The sequence below is a fragment of the Halomonas sp. Y3 genome, from assembly GCF_024137965.1.
Taxonomy (GTDB): Bacteria; Pseudomonadota; Gammaproteobacteria; order Pseudomonadales; family Halomonadaceae; genus Halomonas; species Halomonas mongoliensis.
Map to the genome: position 1 here is coordinate 365,789 of NZ_CP099975.1, position 25,155 is coordinate 390,943.

At 59.4% G+C, this 25,155-nt stretch carries 19 protein-coding genes; 10 read left to right on the top strand and 9 right to left on the bottom strand.

Annotated features, from left to right (window positions below; all coding sequences use genetic code 11):
* The first annotated feature begins 66 nt into the window (after window positions 1–66).
* The 4 genes from NHL60_RS01770 to NHL60_RS01785 are packed head-to-tail and all read left to right on the top strand — an operon-like array spanning window position 67 to window position 2,821.
* Window positions 67–651 carry a hypothetical protein gene (locus NHL60_RS01770; RefSeq protein ID WP_253448171.1) on the top strand — a complete coding sequence of 195 codons (585 nt, stop codon included), beginning with the start codon at window positions 67–69 and terminating at the stop codon, window positions 649–651.
* Window positions 648–1,007, top strand: a complete 360-nt coding sequence (locus NHL60_RS01775; protein WP_253448173.1) for a hypothetical protein — start codon at window positions 648–650, stop codon at window positions 1,005–1,007. Before NHL60_RS01770 ends, NHL60_RS01775 begins: the two co-directional genes overlap by 4 nt.
* Window positions 1,008–1,037: 30 nt before the next feature.
* On the top strand, window positions 1,038–1,721 hold the full coding sequence (locus NHL60_RS01780; protein WP_253448175.1) for a DUF1007 family protein: 684 nt from the start codon (window positions 1,038–1,040) through the stop codon (window positions 1,719–1,721).
* Window positions 1,712–2,821: a nickel/cobalt transporter gene (locus NHL60_RS01785; protein ID WP_253448177.1), complete on the top strand. Its 1,110-nt coding sequence runs from the start codon at window positions 1,712–1,714 to the stop codon at window positions 2,819–2,821. Before NHL60_RS01780 ends, NHL60_RS01785 begins: the two co-directional genes overlap by 10 nt.
* Here NHL60_RS01785 and NHL60_RS01790 read toward each other — a convergent pair.
* Window positions 2,818–3,240 (bottom strand): HIT domain-containing protein, encoded by a 423-nt coding sequence (locus NHL60_RS01790; protein WP_253448179.1) that lies wholly within the window; start codon window positions 3,238–3,240, stop codon window positions 2,818–2,820. The genes NHL60_RS01785 and NHL60_RS01790 overlap by 4 nt on opposite strands.
* A gap of 117 nt (window positions 3,241–3,357) precedes the next feature.
* Between NHL60_RS01790 and NHL60_RS01795 the strand changes: the two genes are divergently transcribed.
* The 3 genes from NHL60_RS01795 to NHL60_RS01805 all read left to right on the top strand — a co-directional run bounded on the left by NHL60_RS01795 (window position 3,358) and on the right by NHL60_RS01805 (window position 4,714).
* A complete protein-coding gene (locus NHL60_RS01795) occupies window positions 3,358–4,104 on the top strand; it encodes a sulfite exporter TauE/SafE family protein (RefSeq protein WP_253448181.1) in 747 nt (248 codons plus the stop codon).
* 71 nt (window positions 4,105–4,175) lie between these two features.
* Window positions 4,176–4,307, top strand: coding sequence for an entericidin A/B family lipoprotein (locus NHL60_RS01800; protein WP_253448183.1), 132 nt, complete (start codon window positions 4,176–4,178; stop codon window positions 4,305–4,307).
* A gap of 86 nt (window positions 4,308–4,393) precedes the next feature.
* Entirely contained in the window at window positions 4,394–4,714 is a 321-nt protein-coding gene (locus tag NHL60_RS01805) for an I78 family peptidase inhibitor (protein WP_253448186.1), read from the top strand.
* A gap of 89 nt (window positions 4,715–4,803) precedes the next feature.
* Here NHL60_RS01805 and NHL60_RS01810 read toward each other — a convergent pair whose 3' ends face one another.
* Entirely contained in the window at window positions 4,804–12,126 is a 7,323-nt protein-coding gene (locus tag NHL60_RS01810; protein WP_253448189.1) for a BapA/Bap/LapF family large adhesin, read from the bottom strand.
* A gap of 653 nt (window positions 12,127–12,779) precedes the next feature.
* Here NHL60_RS01810 and NHL60_RS01815 point away from each other — a divergent pair.
* Window positions 12,780–13,436, top strand: coding sequence for a hypothetical protein (locus tag NHL60_RS01815; RefSeq protein ID WP_253448192.1), 657 nt, complete (start codon window positions 12,780–12,782; stop codon window positions 13,434–13,436).
* A 56-nt stretch (window positions 13,437–13,492) separates the two neighbouring features.
* Here the strand turns inward: NHL60_RS01815 and NHL60_RS01820 are convergent, their stop codons facing one another.
* The 7 genes from NHL60_RS01820 to NHL60_RS01850 form a co-directional block, all read right to left on the bottom strand.
* Entirely contained in the window at window positions 13,493–14,917 is a 1,425-nt protein-coding gene (locus NHL60_RS01820) for a TolC family protein (RefSeq protein WP_253448196.1), read from the bottom strand.
* Window positions 14,914–15,396 (bottom strand): hypothetical protein, encoded by a 483-nt coding sequence (locus tag NHL60_RS01825; RefSeq protein ID WP_253448200.1) that lies wholly within the window; start codon window positions 15,394–15,396, stop codon window positions 14,914–14,916. The genes NHL60_RS01820 and NHL60_RS01825 overlap by 4 nt, the downstream gene beginning before the upstream one ends.
* An 81-nt stretch (window positions 15,397–15,477) precedes the next feature.
* Entirely contained in the window at window positions 15,478–16,068 is a 591-nt protein-coding gene (locus NHL60_RS01830) for a hypothetical protein (protein ID WP_253448203.1), read from the bottom strand.
* Between the two features lie 286 nt (window positions 16,069–16,354).
* Window positions 16,355–17,740 carry an HlyD family type I secretion periplasmic adaptor subunit gene (locus NHL60_RS01835; RefSeq protein ID WP_253448206.1) on the bottom strand — a complete coding sequence of 462 codons (1,386 nt, stop codon included), beginning with the start codon at window positions 17,738–17,740 and terminating at the stop codon, window positions 16,355–16,357.
* Between the two features lie 2 nt (window positions 17,741–17,742).
* Entirely contained in the window at window positions 17,743–19,905 is a 2,163-nt protein-coding gene (locus tag NHL60_RS01840; RefSeq protein WP_253448209.1) for a peptidase domain-containing ABC transporter, read from the bottom strand.
* Window positions 19,902–21,239 carry a sigma 54-interacting transcriptional regulator gene (locus NHL60_RS01845; protein WP_253448212.1) on the bottom strand — a complete coding sequence of 446 codons (1,338 nt, stop codon included), beginning with the start codon at window positions 21,237–21,239 and terminating at the stop codon, window positions 19,902–19,904. Before NHL60_RS01845 ends, NHL60_RS01840 begins: the two co-directional genes overlap by 4 nt.
* Before the next feature lie 214 nt (window positions 21,240–21,453).
* Window positions 21,454–22,653, bottom strand: a complete 1,200-nt coding sequence (locus tag NHL60_RS01850) for an Ig-like domain-containing protein (protein WP_253448215.1) — start codon at window positions 22,651–22,653, stop codon at window positions 21,454–21,456.
* An 87-nt stretch (window positions 22,654–22,740) separates the two neighbouring features.
* Between NHL60_RS01850 and NHL60_RS01855 the strand changes: the two genes are divergently transcribed.
* Together NHL60_RS01855 and NHL60_RS01860 are read left to right on the top strand one after the other, a co-directional pair.
* Complete coding sequence (locus tag NHL60_RS01855; RefSeq protein WP_253448218.1) at window positions 22,741–24,438, top strand: hypothetical protein; 1,698 nt, start codon at window positions 22,741–22,743, stop codon at window positions 24,436–24,438.
* A 36-nt stretch (window positions 24,439–24,474) separates the two neighbouring features.
* Window positions 24,475–24,774, top strand: coding sequence for a hypothetical protein (locus tag NHL60_RS01860; protein WP_253448222.1), 300 nt, complete (start codon window positions 24,475–24,477; stop codon window positions 24,772–24,774).
* The last annotated feature ends 381 nt before the right edge of the window (window positions 24,775–25,155 follow it).

The window sequence follows — 25,155 nt, forward strand, 5'->3', positions numbered from 1 at the left end:
AGCGGCGTTCCCAGCGGCGGGTCGTCTGCGTACACTGCACGCCAGTGCACCCACAGGAGAGAGACCATGCGCCTCAGGCTGTGGCCCCCCGTATGGAACAAGGTGAGGGGCAAGGCCCTGGTCGGCGGCCTCGCAGCGCTGCTGCTGGCCGGTTGCCAGACCACCCCCTCCACGCTGCCGGTGGCGGAGCCCCGGCCCGCGGCGGCGTGCACCTGGCCGCTCGGTGACCAGGAGCCCAGGGCGCTGTTGCGTGCCTCCGTGGATGCGCTGGAGGCCGAGGGCTTCCTGATCCGCCATACCGACCTGGCCCTGGGCCTGGTGAGCGCCGAGCGCACTCGCATCCTGCCGGGCTACGGCGACCGCCATGATCGCTGGGACAGGGGCGGGATGTTCGGCGGCATCGGCATCGGCGGTGGCCGCGGCGGGGTGAGCAGCGGCGTGATGATCGGCTTCGGCGGCGTGGGCAGCCTGACCCGGGATGCCACCCAGCTGGAGCGCGTCTCGCTGCTGGCCGGTGACGGCGAGGTGCGGATCAGCCGCGATATCCAGGTGATCGACTGGCGCGGCGAGCTCGCCGAGGCGCGCAGCGCCAGCAGCGCCGACTTCTGTCAGCGGCTGCGCGATGCCATCGAGGCCGGAGGTCGGCCATGAGTCGCTGGCTTGCCATGTCGCTGCTGGCTCTGCTGCTGACCGGCTGTGCGGCGCCTGCGGTGCAGGAGCCCCCTCGGGAGCTGGACTTCGCCTATGCCCCGGAGGCGACGCTGCGGGCGTCGGCCCAGGTGCTGATGGCCAACGGCTATGTGGTGCGCCACGCCGACGCCGAGCTGGGCCGCCTCGAGGCGGTATTCTCCCGCTGGCCCGGCTACCGGGTGCTGGTGGAGGTCTCCGGTGAGGGTGAGCAGAGCCGGGTGAGCCTGACGGCCAGTCGCGGCGGGAGGCCCCTGCCCCCCCAGACCCTGGACCTGCTGCTGGTGGAGATGCAGGAGCAGCTGGGCATGTGGCGCTGATGCCGTCAGCACATCCTGATGAGAAGAACCTTGAGAGATGCTGAAATGATGGACGACCTGCGACGCTATTGCCGCACGGCCGCCTTGGCCCTGCTCTGCCTGACCGCCAGCGGCCTGGCCCAGGCGCACCCCCACGGCTGGATCGATCTGCGCATGCGCCTGGTGGTGGACGACGAAGGGCAGCTGACCGGGCTGCATCAGTCCTGGCTGATGGACCCTTTCTACAGCCTGGTGGTCATGGAGGAGCTGGGCCGAGCGGGGGGAGAGGGCGGGCTGGACGCCGCCCTGGATCAGCTCGGCAGCGAGATCCGCGACAACCTGGTGCCCTACGGCTACTACACCGAGCTGCGCCTGGGCGATGACAAGCTGACCTTTGACCCGGTCAACGACTATACCGTGCTGGAGCGCGGCGGCCGGGTGGAGTTCATCTTCCTGCTGCCGCTGGCGGAACCCCAGCCGCTGGCCGGCCAGGCGCTGAGCTACCAGGTCTTCGACCCCACCTACTACATCGAGATGGTGCACGAGGACGAGAACGGCGTACCGGCCGAGGACTCGCTGCGGGTGGGCGGCGAACTCGACTGCGAGACCCGCATCCATCAGGCCGACCCCGACCCCGAGATGGTGATGCGCGCCGCCATGCTCGACGTCACCGACGAGGCCGAGCCGGGGCTGGGCCGCCACTTTGCAGAGACCGGGGAGGTGGTATGCCGGTAACGTTCAAGCGGCTGCTATGGCTGGCAGGCGCCCTGCTGCTCACCCTGCTGGCCTGGCAGCTAGTGCTCCAGGAGGCGCTGCAGAGCCTCAGCTTCCAGCTGGTGGCCTGGCAGCGGGACTTTCACCGCGCCCTGACCCTAGCCATCAGCGAGTTCTCGGGCACGCCCTCCTCCACCGCCTGGTGGGGGCTGCTCGGTATCAGCTTCGGCTACGGGGTCTTTCACGCCGCGGGGCCCGGCCACGGCAAGGCAGTGCTCGCTACCTACCTGGTCACCCAGGGCGGTGCGCGGCGCCGGGCGCTGGGGCTCTCCTTCGCGGCGTCGCTGCTGCAGGGGCTGGTCGCCATCGCCCTGGTGGTGGTGCTGGTGCACGGCCTGGGCTGGCTGACCCGCCAGGCCATGGGCAGCGTGGTATGGGTGGAACAGGCCAGCTTCATCATGGTGGCGCTGCTGGGGCTGTGGCTCTGCCTGCGGGCGGTTCGGCAGCTGCGGCGGCGACCGGCGCTTGCCGGGCATGCCCATGCCGTCGATTCCCATGCTTTCCATGCTCATGGCCATGAGTCCTCCCACGGTGAGGGGCGCCAGCATCACGATCATCGCCATGGTCATCAACACGACCATCAACACGGCCATGACTGCTGTGGCGGCCAGCACCATGTGGACCCGGCGCAGGCCGCCGACTGGCGCACCGCCCTGGCCACGGTGGTGGCCATCGGCATCCGCCCCTGCAGCGGCGCGGTGCTGCTGCTGGGAGCGGCGACCCTGCTCGGCCACTTCCTGGTGGGTGTCGCCGCGGTGCTGGTGATGTCCCTGGGCACGGCGCTCACCGTCTCGGCGCTGGCGCTGGCCAGCGTCTATGCCAGGGATTGGGCGGAGCGCCGCCTGGCCCGCCAGGAGCGGGCGGCACGGGCCGGACGGCTGCTGCACTGGGCGTCGCTTGCCGGCGGTATTGCCATCCTGGCGCTGGGGATATCGCTCAGCGTGACCGGCGCAAGCCAGCCGTCCGGGGTGCCCCTGCTGGGGGACCCCGCGTCCCGCGGCGCCCCGGCGGCAAGCCCTTCCAGCGAGGGAGCGCCTCCTCGCCACCCCCTGGGCGGCTAGTCGAGGTCGAGCCCCTCCACCATGGCCAGCACCCGGTCACGCATGGCGGCCAGGGAGTCGAGATCGTGGCGGCGGGGCTCTCCCTGGCCCCATACCGGCCCGGGCCAGGCTTCGTCGTCCTGGTGACGTAGCACCAGGTGAACATGGAGCTGGGGCACCACATTGCCAAGGCTCGCCACGTTGAGCTTGTCGGCACCCAGCATCGCCTTGAAGGCGCATCCGATGCGGCTCGTCTCCCGCCACAGCTGTTGCTGGTCGGCCTCGTCCAGGTCGAAGACCTCGCTGACGCCCGGGCGTCGCGGAATCAGCAGCAGCCAGGGGTAGCGGGTATCGTCCATCAGGCGCAGCTGACACAGCGGCAGCTCGGTGATCGGGTAGCTGTCGTTTTCCAGGCGTTCATCGAGTCTGAGATCGGCCATGTCCTTTCCTCATGCCGGGTCGTGGACCTCCATCATGACACAGCGGCACGGCTCGAGTTCTACCCTGACACCGGCTATGCTGGCGCTTCTGCCCGGGCATCGTGACAAGGAGGTCCCATGACCCTGCTCGAAGCGCTGGCCCTGCTCGCCATCGGCGTAGTGGCCGGCTTCATCAATGTGCTCTCGGCGGGGGGCTCGATGCTGACCCTGCCGCTGCTGATGTTTCTGGGACTCTCCCCCCAGGCGGCCAACGGCACCAACCGGGTCTCCATCGTGTTGCAGAGCGTCGCCGCGGTGGCCAGCTTTTTCCGCGCCGGTGCCCGCCATGTGGGGCTCTCGCTGCGTCTTGCGGCGCCGGCGGTGGTGGGCTCGCTGCTCGGCGCCTGGCTGTCGCTGCAGGTCAGCGATGCGCTCTTCGAGGCGATCCTGATCAGCGTCATGGCGGGGTCGGCGGTGCTGATGCTGCTGCCCCAGCCCCGGCTCGATACCCGGCCGCTTACCGCGGAGCGCCTGACGCCGGCGATCTATCTGGCGATGTTTGTCATCGGGCTCTACGGCGGCTTTATCCAGGTCGGGGTGGGGATCCTCTTTATCGTGGTGCTCTACCGCATGCTGAAGATCGACCTGGGCCAGGTGAACGCCTTCAAGGTGCTGATCGTGCTGCTCTACACCCTGCCGGCGCTGCTGGTCTTCGTCTTCAACGACCAGGTGCGCTGGGGCTATGGCCTGGTGCTGGCGGCGGGCAGCATGCTGGGGGCCTGGCTTGGGGTAAAGGTCAATGTGAGCCCGCGGGGGGCGCTCTGGGTCAAGTGGCTGACCATCGGGGTGATCGGCGCCATCATCCTGCGGCTGCTGCTGGGGTAGCGCGGCAGAGCCCGGCCGGCAGTGCTAGATTGCAGAAGGGCATTTCCTGAAAAGAGGCACGGAGGCAAGTCATGAAACGCACGATTGCGATACTGCTGCTGTCGCTGTTCGCTCTCTCGCTGCTGGCCGGCTGCAACACCATTCGCGGCGCCGGCGAGGATATCGAGGCGGGCGGCGAAGCGATCCAGCGCTCCACCTACTGAGCAACATCATGCTGTTATAGCGTCCGGAGTGGCCAGGCCGCTCCGGCATTTCGTCATGGAAAGATATGCAAAGATCAGGAGACAATATGCCTTTCAAGGCACTTTTTCCGGCCCTGGCCGGCCTGCTGCTGGCCGGCTGCGCCGGAATGACTTCCCCGCCGGCTCATGAATCGGCGCCCCCTCCGCCCCGGGTGGAGGCCCGCGCCGAGTGCGGCGCCGCCCAGGTCCAGGACCGCGTGGGGCGCGAGTACAGCGAGGCGCTGGGGGAGTCCATTCGCGCCGAGAGCGGTGCGGCGCCCATGCGGGTGATCCGCCCCGGCGAAGCCGTCACCCTCGACTACCGCCCCGACCGCCTCAATGTGCGCCTGGATGACGATGACGTTATCAGCGAGATCGGCTGCGGTTAGCAGCCAGGCCACCGTCATTCAGGTGACAGCGGGATAGGAAAAGGCCCCGGCAGCACAAGGTGCCGGGGCCTTCTGTCGAGGCGGTGGGATCAGCCGTAGGTGACCGAACTCGCGCCGGAATCGTCCTCCTCGGAAGTGGAGAAGCCGTCCATCGGCAGGCCGATATCCTCCATCGGCTCGGCGGCGAGAGGATCATCGTTCTCTTCTGTCTCTGCTTCGGTTTCCAGCAGGTCGTCTTCACCTGTCAGCAAGATTTCGTCATCTTCTGCCTGGGCGAAGAGGCTGGTGACTTCTCCGAACTCTTCCTCCTCGGTTGAGCTGTCCCCGCTGTCGATATCGATCGTGTCGTCGGCAAACATGGCCATTATGAACTCGGCATCCGCGCTGCTCGCCGATTCGCTATCGACGCCGGCACCGGAGGGCCGCACAAACACCGTCAGCTCGGCCTCCTCCACGCGGCCGTCCGGGTACGCTACCTGATAGGTAAAGGTCTCGGACAGCAGCGTGGTGAAGTGATCCAGCTCATTCGGCGTATAGAGATAGCTGCCGTTGGCCTCGACCACCAGGGTGCCATGCTCGCCATCCAGGGTGACCGGGCCGCCATCGGTGCTCTCGAAGTTCGCACCATCGGTGGAGACGCTCAGTTCGAAGTCGCTGCCGCGCAGCACATCGTTCTCAAGCAGGTTACCCTCGGCGGTGGATACGCTATCCACCGCAAATTCATCCAGCAGGGTCACGGTGGAGCTAAGGTCGATGCTGTAGCCACCAGCCACACTCAGACCCGTCACTTCGACCTCAAGGCGGTATTCTCCCTCCTGCAGGCCCGGGATCGTGAATTCCCCGCCTCCGCCCAGACCCAGCAGCCCAACCAGCTGGTTGGCCGAGAAGTCCTGAACTGTCTCCCAGTCCGAATCGGGGGCATCACGGGATTGCAGGGAAATGGTAGTTCCATCCAGCAGCCCGAGCAGATTCCCCGAAGAGAGATCCAGCGTCACATCCTGAGTAGTGCCCGGCTCTACCGTAAAGGGATCGCTGGTTGCCGTGCGCGATGTCACACCCAGCAGCCAGCTATCGCTGACAAAGCCTTGCTCATCGAGGCCCGGCTCGGTGGCAAAGTCATACTCCACGCCGGCGAAGGCGATATCCCCCGCCGTACCCTGGCCATCGATCTCGATGGTCAGGGTCGCCTCCGAGGTTACGCGGGAACCGTCAGGGTTGAAGGTGCCGTTGGTCACCGTATAGGTGAACACCTCCTCCTGACCCAGGCCGGCACGGGCGCCGGTGGTGTCATAGCTGTAGCTGCCGTTCTCGAAGATCGTCAGCACGCCGTAGAGTCCGGCAATGGTGACGCCCTCACTGCCGCTGCCCAGCACCTCGACCATCTCGCCGTTGGCGTTCTCGACCCGGGTGACCACGCCACCCTGGGCGATACCGTCCTCGACGTTGCCGTCGCCCTCGCCGGTAATCACATTGCCGCTGAACGAGAGATCGCCATCGAAGGCATACTCGGTCAGGGTGGTGGTGATGTCGGTAAACTCCAGCACTGACAGGGTGTTATCGACAAGGGCGGCGGCCACGTCGTCCAGCACATCGTCCAAGAGAGAGGTAAGACCAAGGACGTCGAGCGCGTCTGTCAGAACGCCGACCAGGCTATCCACACCCAGCCCGTTTACGGTATTCAGTAGCGGCTCGACAACGGTACGCACCAGCAGTGGACCAACCAGCGGCCCCAGAGCGGACTCCAGTGTATCGAGCACGACTGCCTGGTTCTCCGGCCCCAGAACGAAGCCCTGATCCCCCAGCTCTTGCAGGCTAAGCCCCGTCAACAGGCTTTCAAGCGCGCTGCCGTCGCTGCGCACCACGACCGTATAGTTCCCGCTCTCCAGGCCTTCGGCAGTGGTGGTCAGACTGTTGGGCCCGGTAGCACCCAGGACTCCGATGCCGGCGATATCCGCCAGTAGCGGGTTGTCCTCATCGGTGGCGGCCGCAAAGACAACCTCCCCGCTCTCGTCCAGCACTTCGACAACAAAGCCGCTGGCTACCGCAGCGAGGTTGGTCTGGCTGACCTCGATCTGAACGTCTCCGATGAAATCGTCCGTTACACTCAGCGGTACGCTAGCATCGGGGTCGCTACCGACCAGCGCGTCTGCCTCCAGCACCGACACATTACTCTCCGTCTGCGGCTCATTGACCACAGCGGACTGATTGCCCATATCCAGTGCGACGCTATCCGGCTGAGCATCAAGCTCCGGCAGCGACTCGCCGTCGATTTCGATGGTCAGGTTGGCGGTCGCTTCGTTGAGGCCATCGGATACCGTATAGGTAAAGGTATCGGACTCGCCCAGGGAGTCACGGTCGCCGTTGGCGGCGTAGCTGTAGCTGCCGTCGGCGGCAATGGTCAGCACGCCGTAGAGGCCGGCGATCTCCACCGAGCCGCTCTCGGGCACCATGACCGGATCGCCGGAGGGGTTGCCCTCGGCATCGAGGAGCTGAACCTGGGAGATCTCGCTTCCCGGCACCAGCTGGTCGGCTTCGTTGCCCTCGCCTTCTCCAGTGATCACATTGCCCTCGACCGGCTGATTGGCAGCGAAGCTGTACTCGGTCAGCGTGGTGGTGATGTCGGTGAACTGGAAAGCCGTCAGCGTATTGCTAAGCAGTGCCTCGGCTAGGGTGTCGACCACGGTATCGAGGGCGGCAGAAAGCCCCAGCGTGTTCAGGACATCCGACAGGACTCCGACCACCTCTCCGACGCCGAGTCCGTCGACTGTGCCGAGCAAGGGTTCCAGCAGGGCCCTGACGCCGCTACCCAGCCCAAGATCAAGTCCTTCTGCCAGTAAATACTCGTTGAGGCCATCCTCCACGGCGTCGAGTATCAGTTCCTGGTTTTCCGGGCCCAGCACCACGCCAGCATCGCCCAGTTCCTCCAGAACAAGGCCGCCATCCTCCGGGTCGCTGACCAGCAGGTTCTCCAGTGCGCTCTGCTCATTGCGCACGACCACGCTGTACTCGCCCGGCACAAGGCCGATCAGCACCGCGGTCAGGGTGTCATCACCGGTCAGGCCGAGGATTTCCAGGCCGCCGACATCCCCCACCATGGAATCGTCGGTGCCCCCCTCATAGACCAGGTTGCCACCTTCGTCATAGACCTCGACGCGGAAGGCATCGGCCACTGCCACCAGCGCCGTCTGCTGGACCTGCAGTGCCACCTCGCCGGTCTGCCCTTCTGCCACGGTAAAGGTGGTGCCGGAGAGTTCGCCACCTTCGCCCTCGGCGACACCCAGCACCTGAACGTTTTCCTCGGTTTCAGAGGGGTAGACGGTGACGGACTGCTCGCCCAGATCCAGCGCGGCGGCATCGTCGACGGCATTCAGCTCGACGATCTCGACGGCGCCCAGCGCGCCCGGCGGGCTGGTCAGCTCACCCACTGTCTGACGGGCGATCACGGCGCCGTCGGCATATTCGTCAGCGGAAAGCTCGAAGCTGTCGCCGTCGCCTTCGATCCAGTTATTGCCACCGTCGATGGAGTACTCCCAGGTGGCGCCGGCTATCAGGCCGCCCACCTCGACGGTGCCGTCGCTGGTGATGCCATCGCCATCGATACCGGTATCGTTGGCCAGCGTCAGGGAGAGTACCGGAGGGGCCTGGGGCGCAGTGGCCTCCGTGGGCGCCGACTCGTTGCCCGCTTCGTCGGTGGCGGTAACGGTCACCTCTTCCCCATCGGTCAGCGGCTCGTCCAGCTCGATGGTGTAGCTACCGTCTTCATCGGCCGTAGTACGGCCCAGCTCGTTGCCGTCGTCATCACGCACGATCACGGTGCTGCCCGGTTCGGCCTCGCCACTCACGGCATCGCCGGCGTCATTGAACGCCGCCGTCGGAGCGTCCGGGGCGGTGGTGTCCACGCTCACCGCGCCCAGCTCGCCGTTGTCACTGGTGTTGCCGGCTTCGTCGGTCTGGCGGGCCAGGACCTCGCCGTCGGCGTAGTCGCCTTCCGGCAACTCAAAGCTGTCGCCTGTGCCCTCGGTCCAGCTGGCACCGCCATCGGTGGAGTATTCCCAGGTGGCGTTCTCTTCCAGGCCGCCCACATTGACGGTGCCATCGCTGGTCACGCCGTCGACGTCACCGGTGTCGTTAGCCAGCGCCAGGGTCGGAGCGTCCGGGGCGACAGTGTCGATGGTCAGCGTAAAGCCGGTGCTGTCCGCGGAGACGTTGCCGGCGGCATCGGTGGCCGTGGCGGTAAACGTGACGGTGTCATCCGCCAGCGCCGGCACCTCGAAGCTCCAGTGGCCGTCTGCATCGGCCGTAGTGGTACCGATCTCGGTACCGTCCTGGAACACGGTCACGGTGCTGTCTGCCTCGGCGGTCCCTTCCAGGGTCGGGGTGTTGTCGTTGGTGACATCGCCGTCGGCCAGATCGCCGGCCGGCTCTACATCATCCACGGCGCCTGTGATGACCGGAGCGTCCGGGGCGGTGGTGTCCGGCGCGGTGGCGGTGGTCGGGTCGGACTCGTTGCCGGCCGCGTCGGTGGCGGTGACCTCGACTTCCTCGCCGTTGGTCAGCGGCTCGTCCAGCGTGACGGTGTAGCTGCCGTCCTCGTCGGCGGTGGTGCGGCCCAGCTCATTGCCCTCGTCATCGCGCACGATCACGGTGCTGCCCGGCTCGGCCTCGCCACTCACGGCATCGCCGGCATCATTGAACGCCGCCGTCGGAGCGTCCGGGGCGGTCAGATCGAGCTCGACGCTGGTGCTGGCGGTCAGCTCGTTGCCGTTATTATCGGTCGCCACGGCTTCGATGGTCAGCGGACCATCGGTCAGCGTGCTGACGTCGATATCCGTCACGCTGAAGTCACCGTTTTCATCCACGGTGGCCGTTGCGGTGACGCTGTCACCGTTCTGGTCGGTGATGGTGATCGCCACCTCACCGCCTTCAGCCACATCGGCGCTGGTACCGTCGATGTCTACGCTGGCGGCGTCGTTATCCACGCTCGCATTGACGGTCAGGTCCGCGTCCAGCGCATCCAGTTCAGCGGTGACCGTGGCGGTCAGCTCGTTGCCGTTGTTATCGGTGGCCACGGCCTCGATGGTCAGCGGACCATCGGTCAGCGTGCTGACGTCGATATCCGTCACGCTGAAGTCACCGTTTTCATCCACGGTGGCCGTTGCGGTGACGCTGTCACCGTTCTGGTCGGTGATGGTGATCGCCACCTCACCGCCTTCGGCCACATCGGCGCTGGTACCGTCGACGTCTACGCTGGCGGCGTCGTTATCGACCTGAGCGTTGACGGTCAGGTCCGCGTCCACCGCATCCAGCTCGGCGGTGACCGTGGCGGTCAGCTCGTTGCCGTTGTTATCGGTGGCCACGGCCTCGATGGTCAGCGGACCATCGGTCAGGCCGCTGACGTCGATATCCGCGGCGCTGAAGTCACCGTTTTCATCCACGGTGGCCGTTGCGGTGACGCTGTCGCCGTTCTGGTCGGTGATGGTGATCGCCACCTCACTGCCTTCGGCGACAGCGGTGCTGGTACCGCTAATGCTGATAGTTGCCGCATCATTATCGACTTCGGCTTCCACGGTCAGATCGCCATCAGCATCGGCGTCGGCGTCCGCATCGGCATCCGCATCGGCGTCGGCATCCGCGTCGGCGTCTGCATCCGCATCCGCGTCGGCATCGGCGTCGGCATCCGCATCGGCGTCCGCGTCGGCATCCGCATCGGCGTCCGCGTCGGCATCCGCGTCGGCGTCCGCATCGGCGTCCGCATCGGCATCCGCGTCGGCATCGGCGTCGGCGTCTGCATCCGCATCCGCATCCGCATCCGCATCCGCATCGGCGTCTGCGTCGGCATCGGCGTCCGCGTCGGCATCCGCATCGGCGTCCGCATCGGCGTCGGCATCGGCATCGGCATCGGCATCGGCATCCGCATCGGCGTCGGCATCGGCATCGGCATCGGCATCGGCATCGGCGTCGGCGTCGGCGTCTGCATCCGCATCCGCATCCGCATCCGCATCCGCGTCGGCATCCGCGTCGGCGTCTGCATCCGCGTCGGCATCCGCGTCGGCGTCGGCATCCGCGTCGGCGTCCGCGTCTGCATCGGCATCCGCGTCGGCATCGGCATCCGCGTCGGCATCCGCATCGGCATCGGCATCCGCATCCGCATCGGCATCCGCATCGGCATCCGCGTCGGCGTCTGCATCCGCATCCGCGTCGGCGTCCGCATCGGCGTCTGCGTCGGCATCGGCGTCCGCGTCGGCGTCGGCGTCAGCATCAGCGTCCGCATCCGCATCAGCATCGGCATCAGCATCAGCATCAGCATCAGCATCGGCGTCGGCATCGGCGTCGGCATCGGCGTCCGCATCCGCATCGGCATCCGCGTCGGCGTCGGCATCCGCGTCGGCATCGGCATCCGCGTCGGCATCCGCGTCGGCGTCTGCGTCTGCATCGGCATCCGCGTCGGCGTCCGCGTCTGCATCGGCATCCGCGTCGGCATCCGCATCGGCGTCCGCATCGGCGTCGGCATCCGCATCGGCGTCGGCATCGGCATCGGCATCCGCGTCGGCATCCGCATCGGCGTCCGCATCGGCGTCGGCATCCGCATCGGCGTCGGCATCGGCATCCGCATCCGCATCCGCATCGGCATCGGCATCCGCATCGGCGTCGGCATCCGCATCGGCATCCGCATCGGCGTCCGCATCCGCATCGGCATCCGCGTCGGCGTCGGCATCCGCGTCGGCATCGGCATCCGCGTCGGCATCCGCGTCGGCGTCGGCATCGGCATCGGCATCGGCATCCGCGTCGGCATCCGCGTCGGCATCAGCATCGGCATCGGCATCCGCATCGGCGTCCGCATCCGCATCCGCGTCGGCATCGGCATCGGCATCCGCATCGGCATCCGCGTCGGCGTCTGCATCCGCGTCGGCATCGGCATCGGCATCGGCATCGGCATCCGCGTCGGCATCGGCGTCTGCATCCGCATCATCCGCTGCAGAGCTGCTGCTGCTGGCGACTGCTGCTATAGCAGCGGCGCCTAGGCCTGCTGCTGCAACCGCGAAGGGTAGGGGGATCGGGGCGGCACTGCTGTCAGCTGTCTCATCAAGGAATATGTACTCAACCGGCTGAAGGCCGTTGCTCATCGGCTGTGGGAAGGTGGCTGCGACTAAGCGGTCGTTGTCATCCAGGAAGTAGAGCTCGCTGGCTTCTTCGTCCTCCAGGTAAAAGTTCAGAACCCTGAAGGTTTTGCCTGACTTGGTCTCGACCAGGAGGTCCTGGCCCTCCCTCACGATGACATGCACTTCACGAAAGGAGAGCTCCAGCAGCACCTTGCTTGGTTCGCTCAGGGGAAGGGCTTCGCTGAACTCATGGAGCCGCCCATGCGCTGAGGGGTCGCTCTGCAGGGGGCTGATGCTGGCGCGAATGGACATGGTGGACTCCTTGAGCTGGGGATCTTCGTATCCCGATGGTAACTGCTTTATTGTTAAATGTAATGCTCGGGTTGGGCAAAATTGCTGCCCTTTCAAGCTAGCACAGCCAGCACAAGGCTCTAGGCACCTTCATTCTCTTCAGGAGCGTCATGCGGCTCTAAGAGCAGGGTGAGTGGCGGCGAAGCTGCGGTGATTGTTCTGGTGCCAGATAAAGTCATTAAATTGCTTGAAATTGTTAAAAGATTTATTTTTTGGTTATTTTAGATCGCAATTTATGTTTCTATGTAATATTACTTTGTTGCTGGTGTTGTTTGGCAGAGCCTTTCAGTTCAATACTATGCGCTTTAATGTTCCATGTTACGTTACATTTATGAGAGGTGTTCCTTTTCGCATGAAACATGGCTTGGTTGAAAAGATGGCCCATGGTTATTAGACAGTGGGCAAGGCAATGAGGATGTTTTGTTTTTTATAATAAAAACAATGTCTTGCCACTTCTCATTCAAGCTTTTGGCGCATTACAACCCTGTTGATAAGGTGATGCCCTGATTTTTTTCTTTTTGGCATGAAGCTTGCTTGCTTATGAGTGGGGTTGGTGAAAAACTTCTCCTTGCCCCAAACGGTAATTAAACGAAACGATCGAGGATTTAGACATCATGGCGATTTCGACTCTGACCGGTCTGGTTGATGGTCTGGTAGGCGGCGGCGAAGAAGGTGGCCTGCTGGGCGGGCTTGTAGGTGGAGAAAGTGGTCTGCTGGGCGGCCTGCTTGACCTGGGCGGACTGGGCGGTGGCTCCAGCGTTGATGCCGTGGCGGTTGGTAACGCTGCTGCACTTAACGCGGACGGCCTGGTCAACAGCGTGATTGATGGCATGAATGGCCTTGTCAACACCACGCTCAACACCACCTTCGACGGCGTGCAGGGGCTGGCCGAGAGCACCATCGTCAGCAGCGCCGGCGCCATGAACTCCGTTGCAGAGAGCGCCATTGCCTTTACCGAGCAGAGCAGCACCAAGGCTTTTGACTCTGCAGGCAACCTGGTCTCTGAAAGCGCTACTCTGAGCACAGCGCCCGGCGCCGAGATCATGCAGAGCTATGCTGCCGAGACACTCGGTCCGCTGACTGCCGGCGTTGGCAATGGCATCGACGGCATGCTGAGCGGCGTTGGTGAAGGGGCCGGCCAGGCCATGGCTAACCTGGGCAGCGGCATTCCGGAAATGCTGCCGGGCACCGTGTCTGCGCTGGGTGCCGACATTGTCAGTGCATCCGACAGCGGTGGTCTGCTGACCAACCTGCTGAACGTTCTGATCTAAGCCAGACAGGGCTCTCTCGGTTTACGAGAGAGCCCTGATTTAACAATGGCTTATAGCTAAAAGCCGTTATTTAATTTAATCATTTTCAAAAAATGCTGAGGCATTACGGTGGCCAAAACTGCCCAGCCAGACATTTTTACAGCTAATTCTTGACGTTCCTGGTTAGCGACTCTCCTCACCCACTCAGCCTCCAGCTCAACGGCTTCCATATTGCTGCCAAAACCATGCCTGGCTCTGGCTCGGTGTAGCTCCATCGCTTCACGAGCACTGGCTTCAGAGTTTTTTATAATTTCAAGCTCTTGCCGGTTCGCGCGCAAGTCGCTCAATGCCTCTTGAGCTAAATCGATAAGTTCGTGCTGTAGCTCATCATACCGCAACTGGGCCATGCGTAATGCTGATTGCGAAGAATCGATGTTTGCTCGTTCTGATGTAAAAGGCCCTAATGGCTGTTTCAAGGATAGCCCAATAATAAAGTTGTCTCGCCCCATGTCATCTATAGCATTCATTGCGCTTTGCGAGTCAACACCGATAAAGGAGTAGTTTGCAATCAGAGAGACCTTGGGGAGGATGGTTCCCCGCGCAGAATCCAGTTGCCGATGCGCAGAGTCTATGCGATTTTTTGCTGCTTTAAGCGACGGATGTTCTGCAATATGAGCCTTAGGTTGAACAAGGTGCATTACAGGAGGTGTGGGTATGGTGCCTATGTCTGCATAAATTGTATTTCTTGCTGTTCCGATGCCGGGAGTGCCAAGATGGCGCAGGAGGCGGGCAGAAATATGCTCTTGTTGCATCTGGCCTTGAAGAAGCTCTGACTGTGCGTCAAGCCAATCCGCTTCCGCTGATTGTACGACAGTCTTGGCTAAGCGGCCTTCTTTGAAACCCTCTTTTGCAAGTGACAGCCTTTTTTCAAAGAGAGCTGCCCGATGTCTACTGGAGCGTGTGAAAACTTCTGCACTAGCCAGATCAACATATAGCTTTAGTGCTTGTAAAAACTCGTTTACTACAATGGCGTCTAACTCTGCTTCGTTGGCGGCAAGATCCGAGGTGGCCGCGCGAAAACTGGCTTGATGCTGCCCTCCATTGAAGAGGCTAAGCTCAGCGGAAAGCGCAGCATAGCTGTTGTAGAAGCTCTCGCTGGCGTCAATGACGCTGCCGCCAACAATAGTGCTGCCACTGCCGGAATAGTTTTGTGACCTGAGTGTTTGAAGCGACAGATCCAGTTGTGGAAGGAAGGCACCCCTAGCTTGGCTTTTGCGAGACTCTGCCTGAATGATTAGCTCTTGCTGCTTCAGCATTGCCGGGGTGCTAGACGCTACCTTATCAAGCACTTCTTGCAGCGCTATACGATGAGCCGGTTGCACCTGTGCCTGAAGTGTAGTGTTCGCACTAGCACTGATCGCACTGGCTACGGCCGGGGCTGAGTAAAGCGGAAAAAACGCCAGCAACAGGGCTGTAAATCTTGGCTTGATGCCTTGTGTCATACGAAAGAAACGTCCAAGTCCGCAGGGGAAGTCATTTCTAACAATGATAGTGTCTGTAGAGGTATCTGATTAGCGAAAGCAGGCATTTCGGTTGAAATCAGGTTTCCTGTGTCTTGAAGAAGTGCTTGAATGTCATTTGCAGACTGTTGTGCATCAAGGCCAATTCGATTGTCCAAGCCGTTGTTGATTCTGTCGATGGCATGATCATAATGGAATCGTTCTTCAATAATGACTCCACCATCTTCCTGAGGAGTGATGCTTGTCTCCATGGTGCCCCGCTGCATGTTCGCACCTAGCAGAGCATGTAATGAGACTGCACTACTTGAAATTCCGCCTAGGCTGATGAGGTTGGCCTCCAATAAGCTTTCGCTTATGTCTTGATTGAACTGCATAGCCATGCGGTCAATGGTGGAGTTAATTGTTTGAGTAGTCAGTGAGGTCAGGCTGTTGCCAAAACCATGTGAAATAAGTATTGACATGGAAGCTCCTCGGTAAAGCAGAATTGGTCGGCGCCAATTGATGGCGCCGACCTCGTTGGGAAGCCCGTGTTGGGAAGCCCGTTAGATCAGAACGTTCAGCAGATTAGTCACCAGGCCACCGCTGTCGGATGCACCGACAATGTCGGCACCCAGCGCAGACACGGTGCCCGGCAGCATTTCCGGAATGCCGCTGCCCAGGTTAGCCATGGCCTGGCCGGCCCCTTCACCAACGCCGCTCAGCATGCCGTCGATGCCATTGCCAACGCCGGCAGTCAGCGGACCGAGGGTCTCGGCAGCATAAGTTTGCATGATTTCGGCGCCGGGCGCTGTGCTCAGAGTAGCGCTTTCAGAGATCAGGTTTCCGTTGCTGTCAAAAACCTTGGTAGCGCTCTGCTCGGTAAAGGCAATGGCGCTCCCTGCAACGGAGTTCATGGCGCCGGCGCTGCTGACGATGGTGCTTTCCACTAGCCCCTGCACGCCGTCGAAGGTGGTGTTGAGCGTGGTATTGATCAAGCCGTTCATGCCATCAATCACGCTGTTGACCAAGGTGTCTGCGTTAAGTGCAGCAGCGTTGCTGACGTTAACGGCTTCACTGGTGCCTTGGCCGCTATTTCCGCCGAGCAGGCCACCGAGAAGACCATCAAGATTAAGAAGACCACCGAGAAGTGCCATGTTTTATTTCTCCTGGAAATAAATTAAGCTTAGCTATTCTAGCTTTTTTGATGCTGGTTTTTTGATGCATGGCAAAGGCCGTGCTTTGCCGGTTTTTCCTGATTTTTCCCCGAAGGCAGCAGCTGCACACCACAGGGTCCTGTCATCATTTTAAACCGGTACAAAAGCAATTGAAATATAGCAACAAAGCCATTGAGATAAACCCTTTCATTTGTGAATAATTGATGCATGTGTTATGAGATCAAGCCTCTGATGTTCTGTTTTGTTTCAAAGTTTTTTTAAACGTTTATCTCACGCTTATGCCTTCGCTGATGTTGCGCGAGAGGGGTGAGAGGAAAAACTCAAGAATCCTTCTCTCTCCTGTGTTGACATCGACTGACGCAGTCATGCCAGGGCGTACCGTGACGCGCTCGTTACCCCGCTCAAGGTAGTGTTTGGTAGGTTCAACCCACGCCCGATAGTAGCCTTCCTGGCCGCTGGCTTGCGCGTCTGCGCTGATCCATACCAGTTTGCCTGGCAATACGCCATACTGGGTGAAAGGAAAAGCTTCAACCTTTATTTCTACATGCTGGCCTACTCTAACAAACCCAGAATCCCTATCAGAAAGCTCTAGCTCAACAAGCAGTGGCGCCTCATCAGGGACAATCTCGATAATGCTGGATCCGGCTGTAACAACCTCACCAGGCGTTGAAACATTGATGGATTTTACTGTGCCAGCAACAGGGGCATGAAGGTTTCTGCTCTCTAGAGCGTGGACCGTATGAGATTGCTGTTCAGTTAGCTGATATGACTCACTGATGGCCCTTTCCAAGCTGGCCAGTAGATCAAGGCGCCGCTCAGCTTCAATCTGTTCGAGCGCCTCATGTGCGTTAACTAGGCGTTCTCGCAAGATTTTTATCTTTTCTCTAGATGAGTCTATATCACTCTGCAGAGCGATGCTGTCTTCGCGAAGCATGATATATTCATTTCGAGCGATAGCGCCAATTTCAGCCAGTCGGCGAGCACTTTCTGTCCTCTGGTCAACCAATTCCTGCCGCTCCAGTTGGCGGTGAAGCCGCGACTCACTGGATCGTAGCTCAGCCTGAACTTCACGGATGCTGGAGTTCATCGTCTTGCGAAGGCTGGCATGGCGAGCTTCTTCGGTTTTCCATATGTCCTGGTTCAGTGAATATATTTCGTCTGCTTGATGACTATTAGGAGCGTTGCCGCTCAGGCTGCTTTTAAGTCTGTGCTGCCGGGCCATGTTAAGCCTTGCTGCCTTTTCAATTGACTCGTTACTTGCTGCTGCCAGCGTTTCGTCGAGCCTCACCAGGAGCTGGCCGGCCTCAACGCGCTGCCCGACCTCGACCAACACTTCCTCGATAGCGCTAAGCTCCATATTTTGTACCACCTTGTTGCGGCCGTCAGGTATAAATCGACCATTGGCAGTGGCTACAACATCAATGCGTGAAAACCAGGACCATACAAGTGCCAGTAGCAATAAAATCAGTAGTGCCCATAGCACTCGTCTCCTTCCGGCCGGAGGCTCGGTTTCTTGAATGGACCTCAGCGGGTCAAGAAACTCTCGCTCAAGCTCATTAAGTTTCTCGATTCTGCGTCGCTTTGTGTTCTCGCTATGCCGTGAAGATAAAATGCGGGCCAAGCGAGAGAGCAAGCTCATGGTTTTAGCCAAGCCTATACCTCCTGGAAAAGGTTATAAAACATACCTTTTCTTTCCATGAGTTCTCTGTGACTTCCCGACTCGACGATCCTTCCATTATCCATGACTAGTATCGTGTCGGCATGCTGAATGGCTTCCAATGAATGTGCAACCATGAAAACGGTTCTACCTTGGCGGACCTTTTGAATGCTAGCCTCAATGGTGCGCTGCGCAGCTTTATCAAGTGCGCTAGTTGCCTCGTCGAATATTAGTATCCGGGGATTTGCCAGCAGGGCGCGCGCGATAGCTAGACGCTGCCGTTGGCCTCCGGAAAGTATGGCGCCACGTTCGCCAATCGGTGTGTCATAACCTGCTGGCAGATTTTCTATGAATTCTTCCGCTCCTGCAAGTCTTGCAGCGGCGATAACGCTGCTCATGGGGGCGTCAGGAAGGTGAATTGAAATGTTTTCGCGAACAGTGCCTGCGAAAAGGCTACCCTCTTGTGGCACGACTCCTATCTGGCGCCTGAGCCAGCGAGGATCTACTTCGTTAAGATCTATATTGTCAAAGCGTATTTTCCCAGAGCTAGGAAGGTAAAGGCGCTGCAGTAGCTTTGCCAGAGTACTTTTTCCCGACCCGCTGCGCCCCACAATACCGACAAAGCTTCCTGGTTGAATGGTAAAGCTGACGCCCTTTATTACAGGCTCTAGGTCAGGGCGGTAGCGGTACTCGACACCTTCCATCTCCACTTTTCCCTGCAGCGGCTTGAGGTTTTGCCGGCCAGTGTTAAGTATGGGCTCTTTGGGGGTGTTCATTAAGTCACCCAGCCTTTCAATCGACAGCCCAACCTGCTGAAGTCCTTGCCAGGTTTGCACCATGCGAAGTACTGGGCTAGTGACTTGACTTGCAATCATGTTGAATGCAATTAGCTGGCCGGCAGTAATGGATCCATCAAGCGCAAGATTTACACCGTACCATAGAATGGACAGTGTTATTAGCCTTTGCATGACTTGTCCGATAGAGCCGACAATGCCAGAAAGAGAGTCGCTTCGATATGAGGCAGTAGCGTAGCTGGCGAGCAGGGAGTCCCACCGTCTTGCCATCTGTTTTTCAGCAGCAAGGGACTTAATGGTCTGTATGCTGCTTATGGTTTCTGTAAGAAACGACTGATATTCCGCGCTTTTCTCAAGGCGGTCGACCATGCGCTTTCTTATGGTAGGGTAGGTGATGACAGATAGCCCAACCAGCAGTGGCAGCATAGCAATAACCAATAGCGTGAGCTGATAGCTGATCAAGAACATGACAAGCAGAAAAACACCTACAAAAAGTAGATCAATTATCGCCATCATGCTGGAGCCAGTAAGGAATTGGCGTATTGTTTCCATTTCCTTGACTCTGGCAACTGTGTCACCCACTTTGCGCTGTTCAAAGTATCGCAGTGGGACGCTGAGAAGGTGTTCGTAAACCTTCATTCCTAGTGTTGCATCTACGCGATATGTCGTGCGCGTCATCAACTGAGCGCGAAGCACGCCTAAAACTGCCTCGAAAAGAAGAATAGCCAGCATGGCGCCAGCTAATACGTTAAGAGTAGAGATAGAACGGTGGACCAGTACCTTGTCAATGATAAGCAAGGTAAAAAGGGGGGTGGCCAGAGCGAATATCTGAATAACAAAGGCAGCTATTCCCACTTCTGTCAGGCTGGACCTGTACCGTTTCAGCATGGGAAGGAACCAGGCAAATCCAAATCGTGGATTTTCTGTACTCCACCCGATCTTAGGGCGCATCAGTACCAGGTTTCCGGTCCAGATTTCTTCCAGCTGACTACGCGTTGCAATAAGTGGCTTCCCTTGGCGGGGCTCCACCAGAACAGCTTGCTCTGACTCAACGCGGGCAATTACCAAGAATTGCCCATTTTTCAGTTCCACTATTGCAGGAAAACTTTGTCGTTCAAGGTCTTCCCATGTGAGATTTACCTGCTTTGCCTTGAAGCGGTGCCTAGATGCTAAATTTATAAGGTCTTCCGTTCCGACTGTTCCTCTATTGATTCCCTCTGTGATTGCGAGTTGCTCAGGATCTAGTGGAGAGTTATGAAATGCCGATACAAGGCAAAAAGCATAAACTGCTGAATGTGACTTTTCAGCATTGGCATTGCCCATTCCAGAGCCTTGCTCCTGAGGTTGAGCTTCTATTGCGCTCACTTTGCCCTCCGTTGCCTGGGGCGTTTTCCTACGTGATCGGGGTGGTCATATAGTTGATGCTTGTGCATTTTTTCCCATAATACCTTTCGGCTTATACCAAGGTCCATGGCAGTCTTTTTGCGAACCCAGTTATTTCGCTGTAGTGCATCCAGTATTTCATCTCTCTCCATAGATAGGCTATGGTTGGTTAAGTTCGAAGCTTCTGGTGCCTGTGCTTCTGATTCCTTTTCTATAATTGGAAGGACTGCTTTTTTGCTCCAAGTTCCACTTACGCGATACTTGAGGAATACTCTCTCTGCGGTGTTCATCATTTCCCTTATGTTTCCTTTGAACACCCTGTTGCCGACTGCGTTCATCAGCCAGTCAGGTAAGGTTGCAAGGTTTATTCCCTCTTTTTTTGCAATAGAGGATAGGAGGTGGAAGAATAGCTGGCGTTTTTCCATCCTCCCTCTTGCTTCCAAGTCGGGAAGATCGAGTACGGCGACTGCGATCCTATAGTATAAATCGGAGCGAAATTTTCCTTCACGCACCATGGTATATAAGTGGCGGTTAGTTGCGGCAACTAGCCTGAAGTCAAGCGGTATTCTTCGCCGTGATCCCAGCGGAGTAATGGATTGCTGTTCTATGACACGTAGTAACTTGACCTGCTGATATAGGGGTAGGTCACCAATTTCATCCAGAAAAATGGTTCCACCGTTTGCCTGCTCAAAATATCCAGCATGGCTGCGAGAGGCGCCAGTGAATGCCCCTGGGGAGTAGCCAAAAAATTCTGCTTCAAAAAGGCCTTCAGGAATAGCTCCACAGTTTACGCATACAAATGGTCCGCTGCTTCGCTGATTGTTGTAATGGTGAAGTAGTCTGGCTACCATCTCCTTTCCGGTTCCAGTTTCACCTAGGATGAGCGTATTTACTTCAGAGTTTGCATATAGTAGTGCCTCTCTATAGAACTCGCGCATTATTTTCGAAGAAAAATAGATGTGCCCATTGTTACAGCCCATCTTGATACATGTGCCAAGTGAAGCCGCTTTTTTTATCCCCTGTTCCAGTTCCTCAGTAGAGAATGGTATGTCAAGGTGTAGTGAGGCATCTGAACACGAGCTGCCCCCTAGCCGAAGGGTTGGTATTTTTATGCCGTGTGGTTGGGGAATAGGGTCTTCCTGCATGACTATCAGGCAGTCAGGCAGTATAGAGGTACGTGAATGTATGCAGCGTGAGCTGTTATACGAGATCAGGTTTTCAACTCCAGCCTTTCGGACTTGGGTCTCAAGCCATTTTTCGTTCTCACTGCATTTGCTGAAAATAGCGACATTGATGTCGTTTGGCTCAAGGCTCATTCCTGACTGACCAAGAGGGTGATTTTGTGTGCGTAGGTAGGATCATGAATAAGGTGTGGCAATTTTGGCTCCATGCCTAGCTGTTGACAATGAGCAGTCCTTCAGCGGCTGCTATGCCAGCATGAAACCATACTGGCATATGCGCTCATAAACAGAGAGCCCGGAATGCAGCCTCACGCGGTGCTTTCCGGACTCTGTTTTCATACCGTTGTGATTAGCCGTGGACCATGTGGCTCATTGCGTCATTTGCTAGCTCATCTTGATGCACAGCCAGTACCGAGCCTACATCCATGTGTAAGTCCGTTGCCATTGTGCCGACGCCCTCCATCTCGGCCTTGTCAAATGCGTCTCCTGATTCATCAATCAAGACGTCATCGGCGCTGGATAGTGAAAGCGTTTCATCTTCTCCAGCATCAAAGGTCGAGCTGTACTGGCTTTCTTTCAGCTCGTTATGCTCAGTGTCTGCTTCCATAAGGTCGAAGCTGTCACTGAGGTCATCAAAGCTGAACATTTGCCGGGCGGCCATCTCGTTAATGCTGGGAGCCGCGTCCTTCAGCTCAACTTGTAGGCTGATAATTTCGCTGCGACCATTAGCATCCTCAAGCCTATAGCTAAGGCTGTCTCTCTGGCCAATATTGTCAACGTTAGCATCAGGCTCATAGCGGTAACTGCCATCGCTTTGGACAAGGAAGGTGCCAAATTGTCCCGCAATGCTGGTCTCGCCATCCACTTGAACCCAACTGCCACCTTGGCTGACAAATATGTCAGTTGCGTCAGGATCAATAGCCATGAGCTCTCCCTTGCTGTCCAGCAGCAGGTTGCCTTGGGCAGCACCTGTCGTGGGGTCCCCAGCATCAGGAATGGAGACAGTTTTTACATTGATGTCACTGACTTCAATCCTCTGCAGGGCCCCTACAGCGCCTGGGCGGTAGCTGATGGCCAGCTGATAATTTCCCGGCTCAAGGCCTTCGAAGCTGGCTTCTGCTCTGTTTTGAGACAGCAAGGCAATAGACAGAAGCTGAGAGCTGCCGTCAACAGTGCTATCGACCACTTCAAACTGACCATTGCTGCCTTGTTTGAGAAGGCTGATGTTCAGCTTAGGCTGTGCGCCAAGCAAACCGACGTCTGCCAGCTGCGTACCTTTCAAGGAAAAGCTGACCTCCCCAACGCCTTCTTCTATGGAGAAGGAGCGACTCAGCGAGGTGCTGCCTAATGTAATCCCGAGTAGGCCAAGCAGAATATTCACTGAGCCGTCATCCAGGGTCTCAACACTTTCCTGGGGCTCGCCGAGTTCTGCAGGGGTAATTTGTGCCTGAGCTTTTCCGTCCTGGCCTACGATGGAAACTTGTGCTTTTGCCGGCTCCGAAACATTACCGCCGGTATCCCGCTGTGTAACATTCAGCGTTGTGCCCAAGGCCTGAGCAGGAACCAGGCTGATTGCAAATTCACCATTTGCATTGGCGTGACCAGCACCGGCGAATACGCCTGCTTCAGTCTCTACATGAACTGTCGAGAAGGGCTCTGCTTCACCGGTAATTATCTTGCCGTCAATAACGGCGAGGCTGCCCGGAGCATCGGGAACGTCGGCATCCGCATCCGCATCCGCATCTGCGTCCGCATCGGCATCGGCATCGGCATCCGCGTCTGCATCGGCATCCGCGTCTGCATCCGCATCGGCATCCGCATCTGCGTCGGCGTCCGCATCTGCGTCGGCATCCGCATCTGCGTCGGCATCCGCATCTGCGTCGGCATCAGCGTCCGCGTCGGCATCGGCGTCCGCATCAGCGTCTGCATCGGCATCGGCGTCCGCGTCAGCGTCGGCATCGGCATCTGCATCCGCATCGGCATCCGCATCGGCGTCCGCATCAGCGTCGGCATCCGCATCGGCATCTGCGTCGGCATCTGCGTCGGCATCTGCGTCGGCATCCGCATCTGCGTCGGCATCAGCGTCCGCATCCGCATCGGCGTCCGCATCGGCATCCGCATCGGCATCTGCGTCGGCATCTGCGTCGGCATCCGCATCTGCGTCGGCATCAGCGTCCGCATCCGCATCTGCGTCGGCATCGGCGTCCGCATCAGCGTCTGCATCGGCGTCCGCATCTGCGTCGGCATCGGCGTCCGCATCAGCGTCTGCATCGGCATCGGCGTCCGCATCCGCATCTGCATCGGCGTCCGCATCAGCGTCTGCATCGGCATCGGCATCGGCGTCCGCGTCAGCGTCGGCATCGGCATCCGCATCGGCGTCGGCATCCGCATCGGCGTCCGCGTCCGCATCGGCGTCCGCATCGGCGTCGGCGTCGGCGTCTGCATCCGCATCCGCGTCGGCGTCCGCATCGGCGTCCGCATCGGCATCGGCGTCCGCATCGGCGTCGGCATCCGCGTCTGCATCGGCATCGGCGTCTGCATCTGCATCGGCGTCGGCATCCGCATCGGCATCCGCGTCGGCGTCCGCATCGGCGTCGGCATCGGCATCGGCGTCCGCATCTGCGTCGGCATCGGCATCGGCATCTGCATCCGCATCGGCGTCTGCATCCGCATCGGCGTCGGCATCCGCGTCGGCATCCGCGTCGGCGTCCGCATCCGCATCCGCATCGGCGTCCGCATCCGCATCCGCATCGGCGTCGGCGTCGGCGTCCGCATCGGAATCGGCGTCCGCATCGGCATCAGCGTCCGCATCGGCGTCGGCGTCCGCATCGGCATCCGCGTCGGCATCGGCATCGGCGTCGGCATCCGCATCGGCATCTGCATCCGCATCGGCGTCGGCATCCGCATCGGCGTCGGCATCCGCGTCGGCGTCCGCATCCGCATCCGCATCCGCATCCGCATCGGCGTCCGCATCGGCGTCGGCGTCCGCATCGGCATCGGCGTCCGCATCGGCATCAGCGTCCGCATCGGCGTCGGCGTCCGCATCGGCATCCGCGTCGGCGTCGGCATCCGCATCGGCGTCGGCATCTGCGTCGGCATCGGCATCCGCATCAGCGTCGGCATCCGCATCTGCGTCGGCATCCGCATCCGCGTCAGCATCGGCGTCCGCGTCCGCGTCTGCGTCCGCATCGGCATCCGCATCCGCATCGGCGTCGGCGTCGGCGTCCGCATCGTCTGCAGGGGTGTCGCTACTGCTACTACTACTGCTGTTGGCGATGGCAGCAATGGCTGCTGCCCCGAGGCCGGCAGCCGCAAGAGCGGGAAGGATATCTGATGCGCCATCGCTTGCCGCCACGAATCCGGCTGGTTCGTGCAGCAGGGTATATTCGACCGGCTGCAGGCCGTTGCTCATCGGCGGCGGGAAGGTGGCAGATACCATGTTGCCATTGTCATCGACGAAGAAAAGCTCGCTGGCTTCCTCATCATCCAGATAGAAGTTCAGGATGCGTATTGCCTGGCCATCGCGCGTCTCCATGATCAGGTCACTGCCTTCGCGCACGATGACGTGGACTTCTCGGAAAGAGAGGTCAAGGAGTATCTGGCTTGGCTCACTCAAGGGGATGGTGCTGCCTATTTCGAACAGCTGCCCCTGTTGAGGCGCGCCTGCTGAAAGCGGACTGATCTTGGCTATCGTGGACATGAGGTGTTCCCTTCCCGGCACTGAATAATAAGAAAAGATGCTTGGTAACGTTCCGTCGGCCTGACAAGAGGCCCAGAGTTTTTTTCACTGTGGATCTTAATGCTCTGGTGAGGTCTAAAGGGTGTGTTTTGGTTTTTCTTGTCTGCGTTTTGGTTAGTGTCTGGGGTTTCGGGTGGCTTTGGTTTGGTTTTTTATGGTCTTTTGTTGTTTTTTTTGGGCCATATGAAACGAGTGGCGTCGGACTGTTTCGGTCGTTCACAGTGGTTGGAAGGGGTTTTTTTGTTTTTCCGAAAGTTGCTGTTTTGTTTTTTTGATCTTATTGTTTGTTTTTGAAATATTTGCGCGATTTAT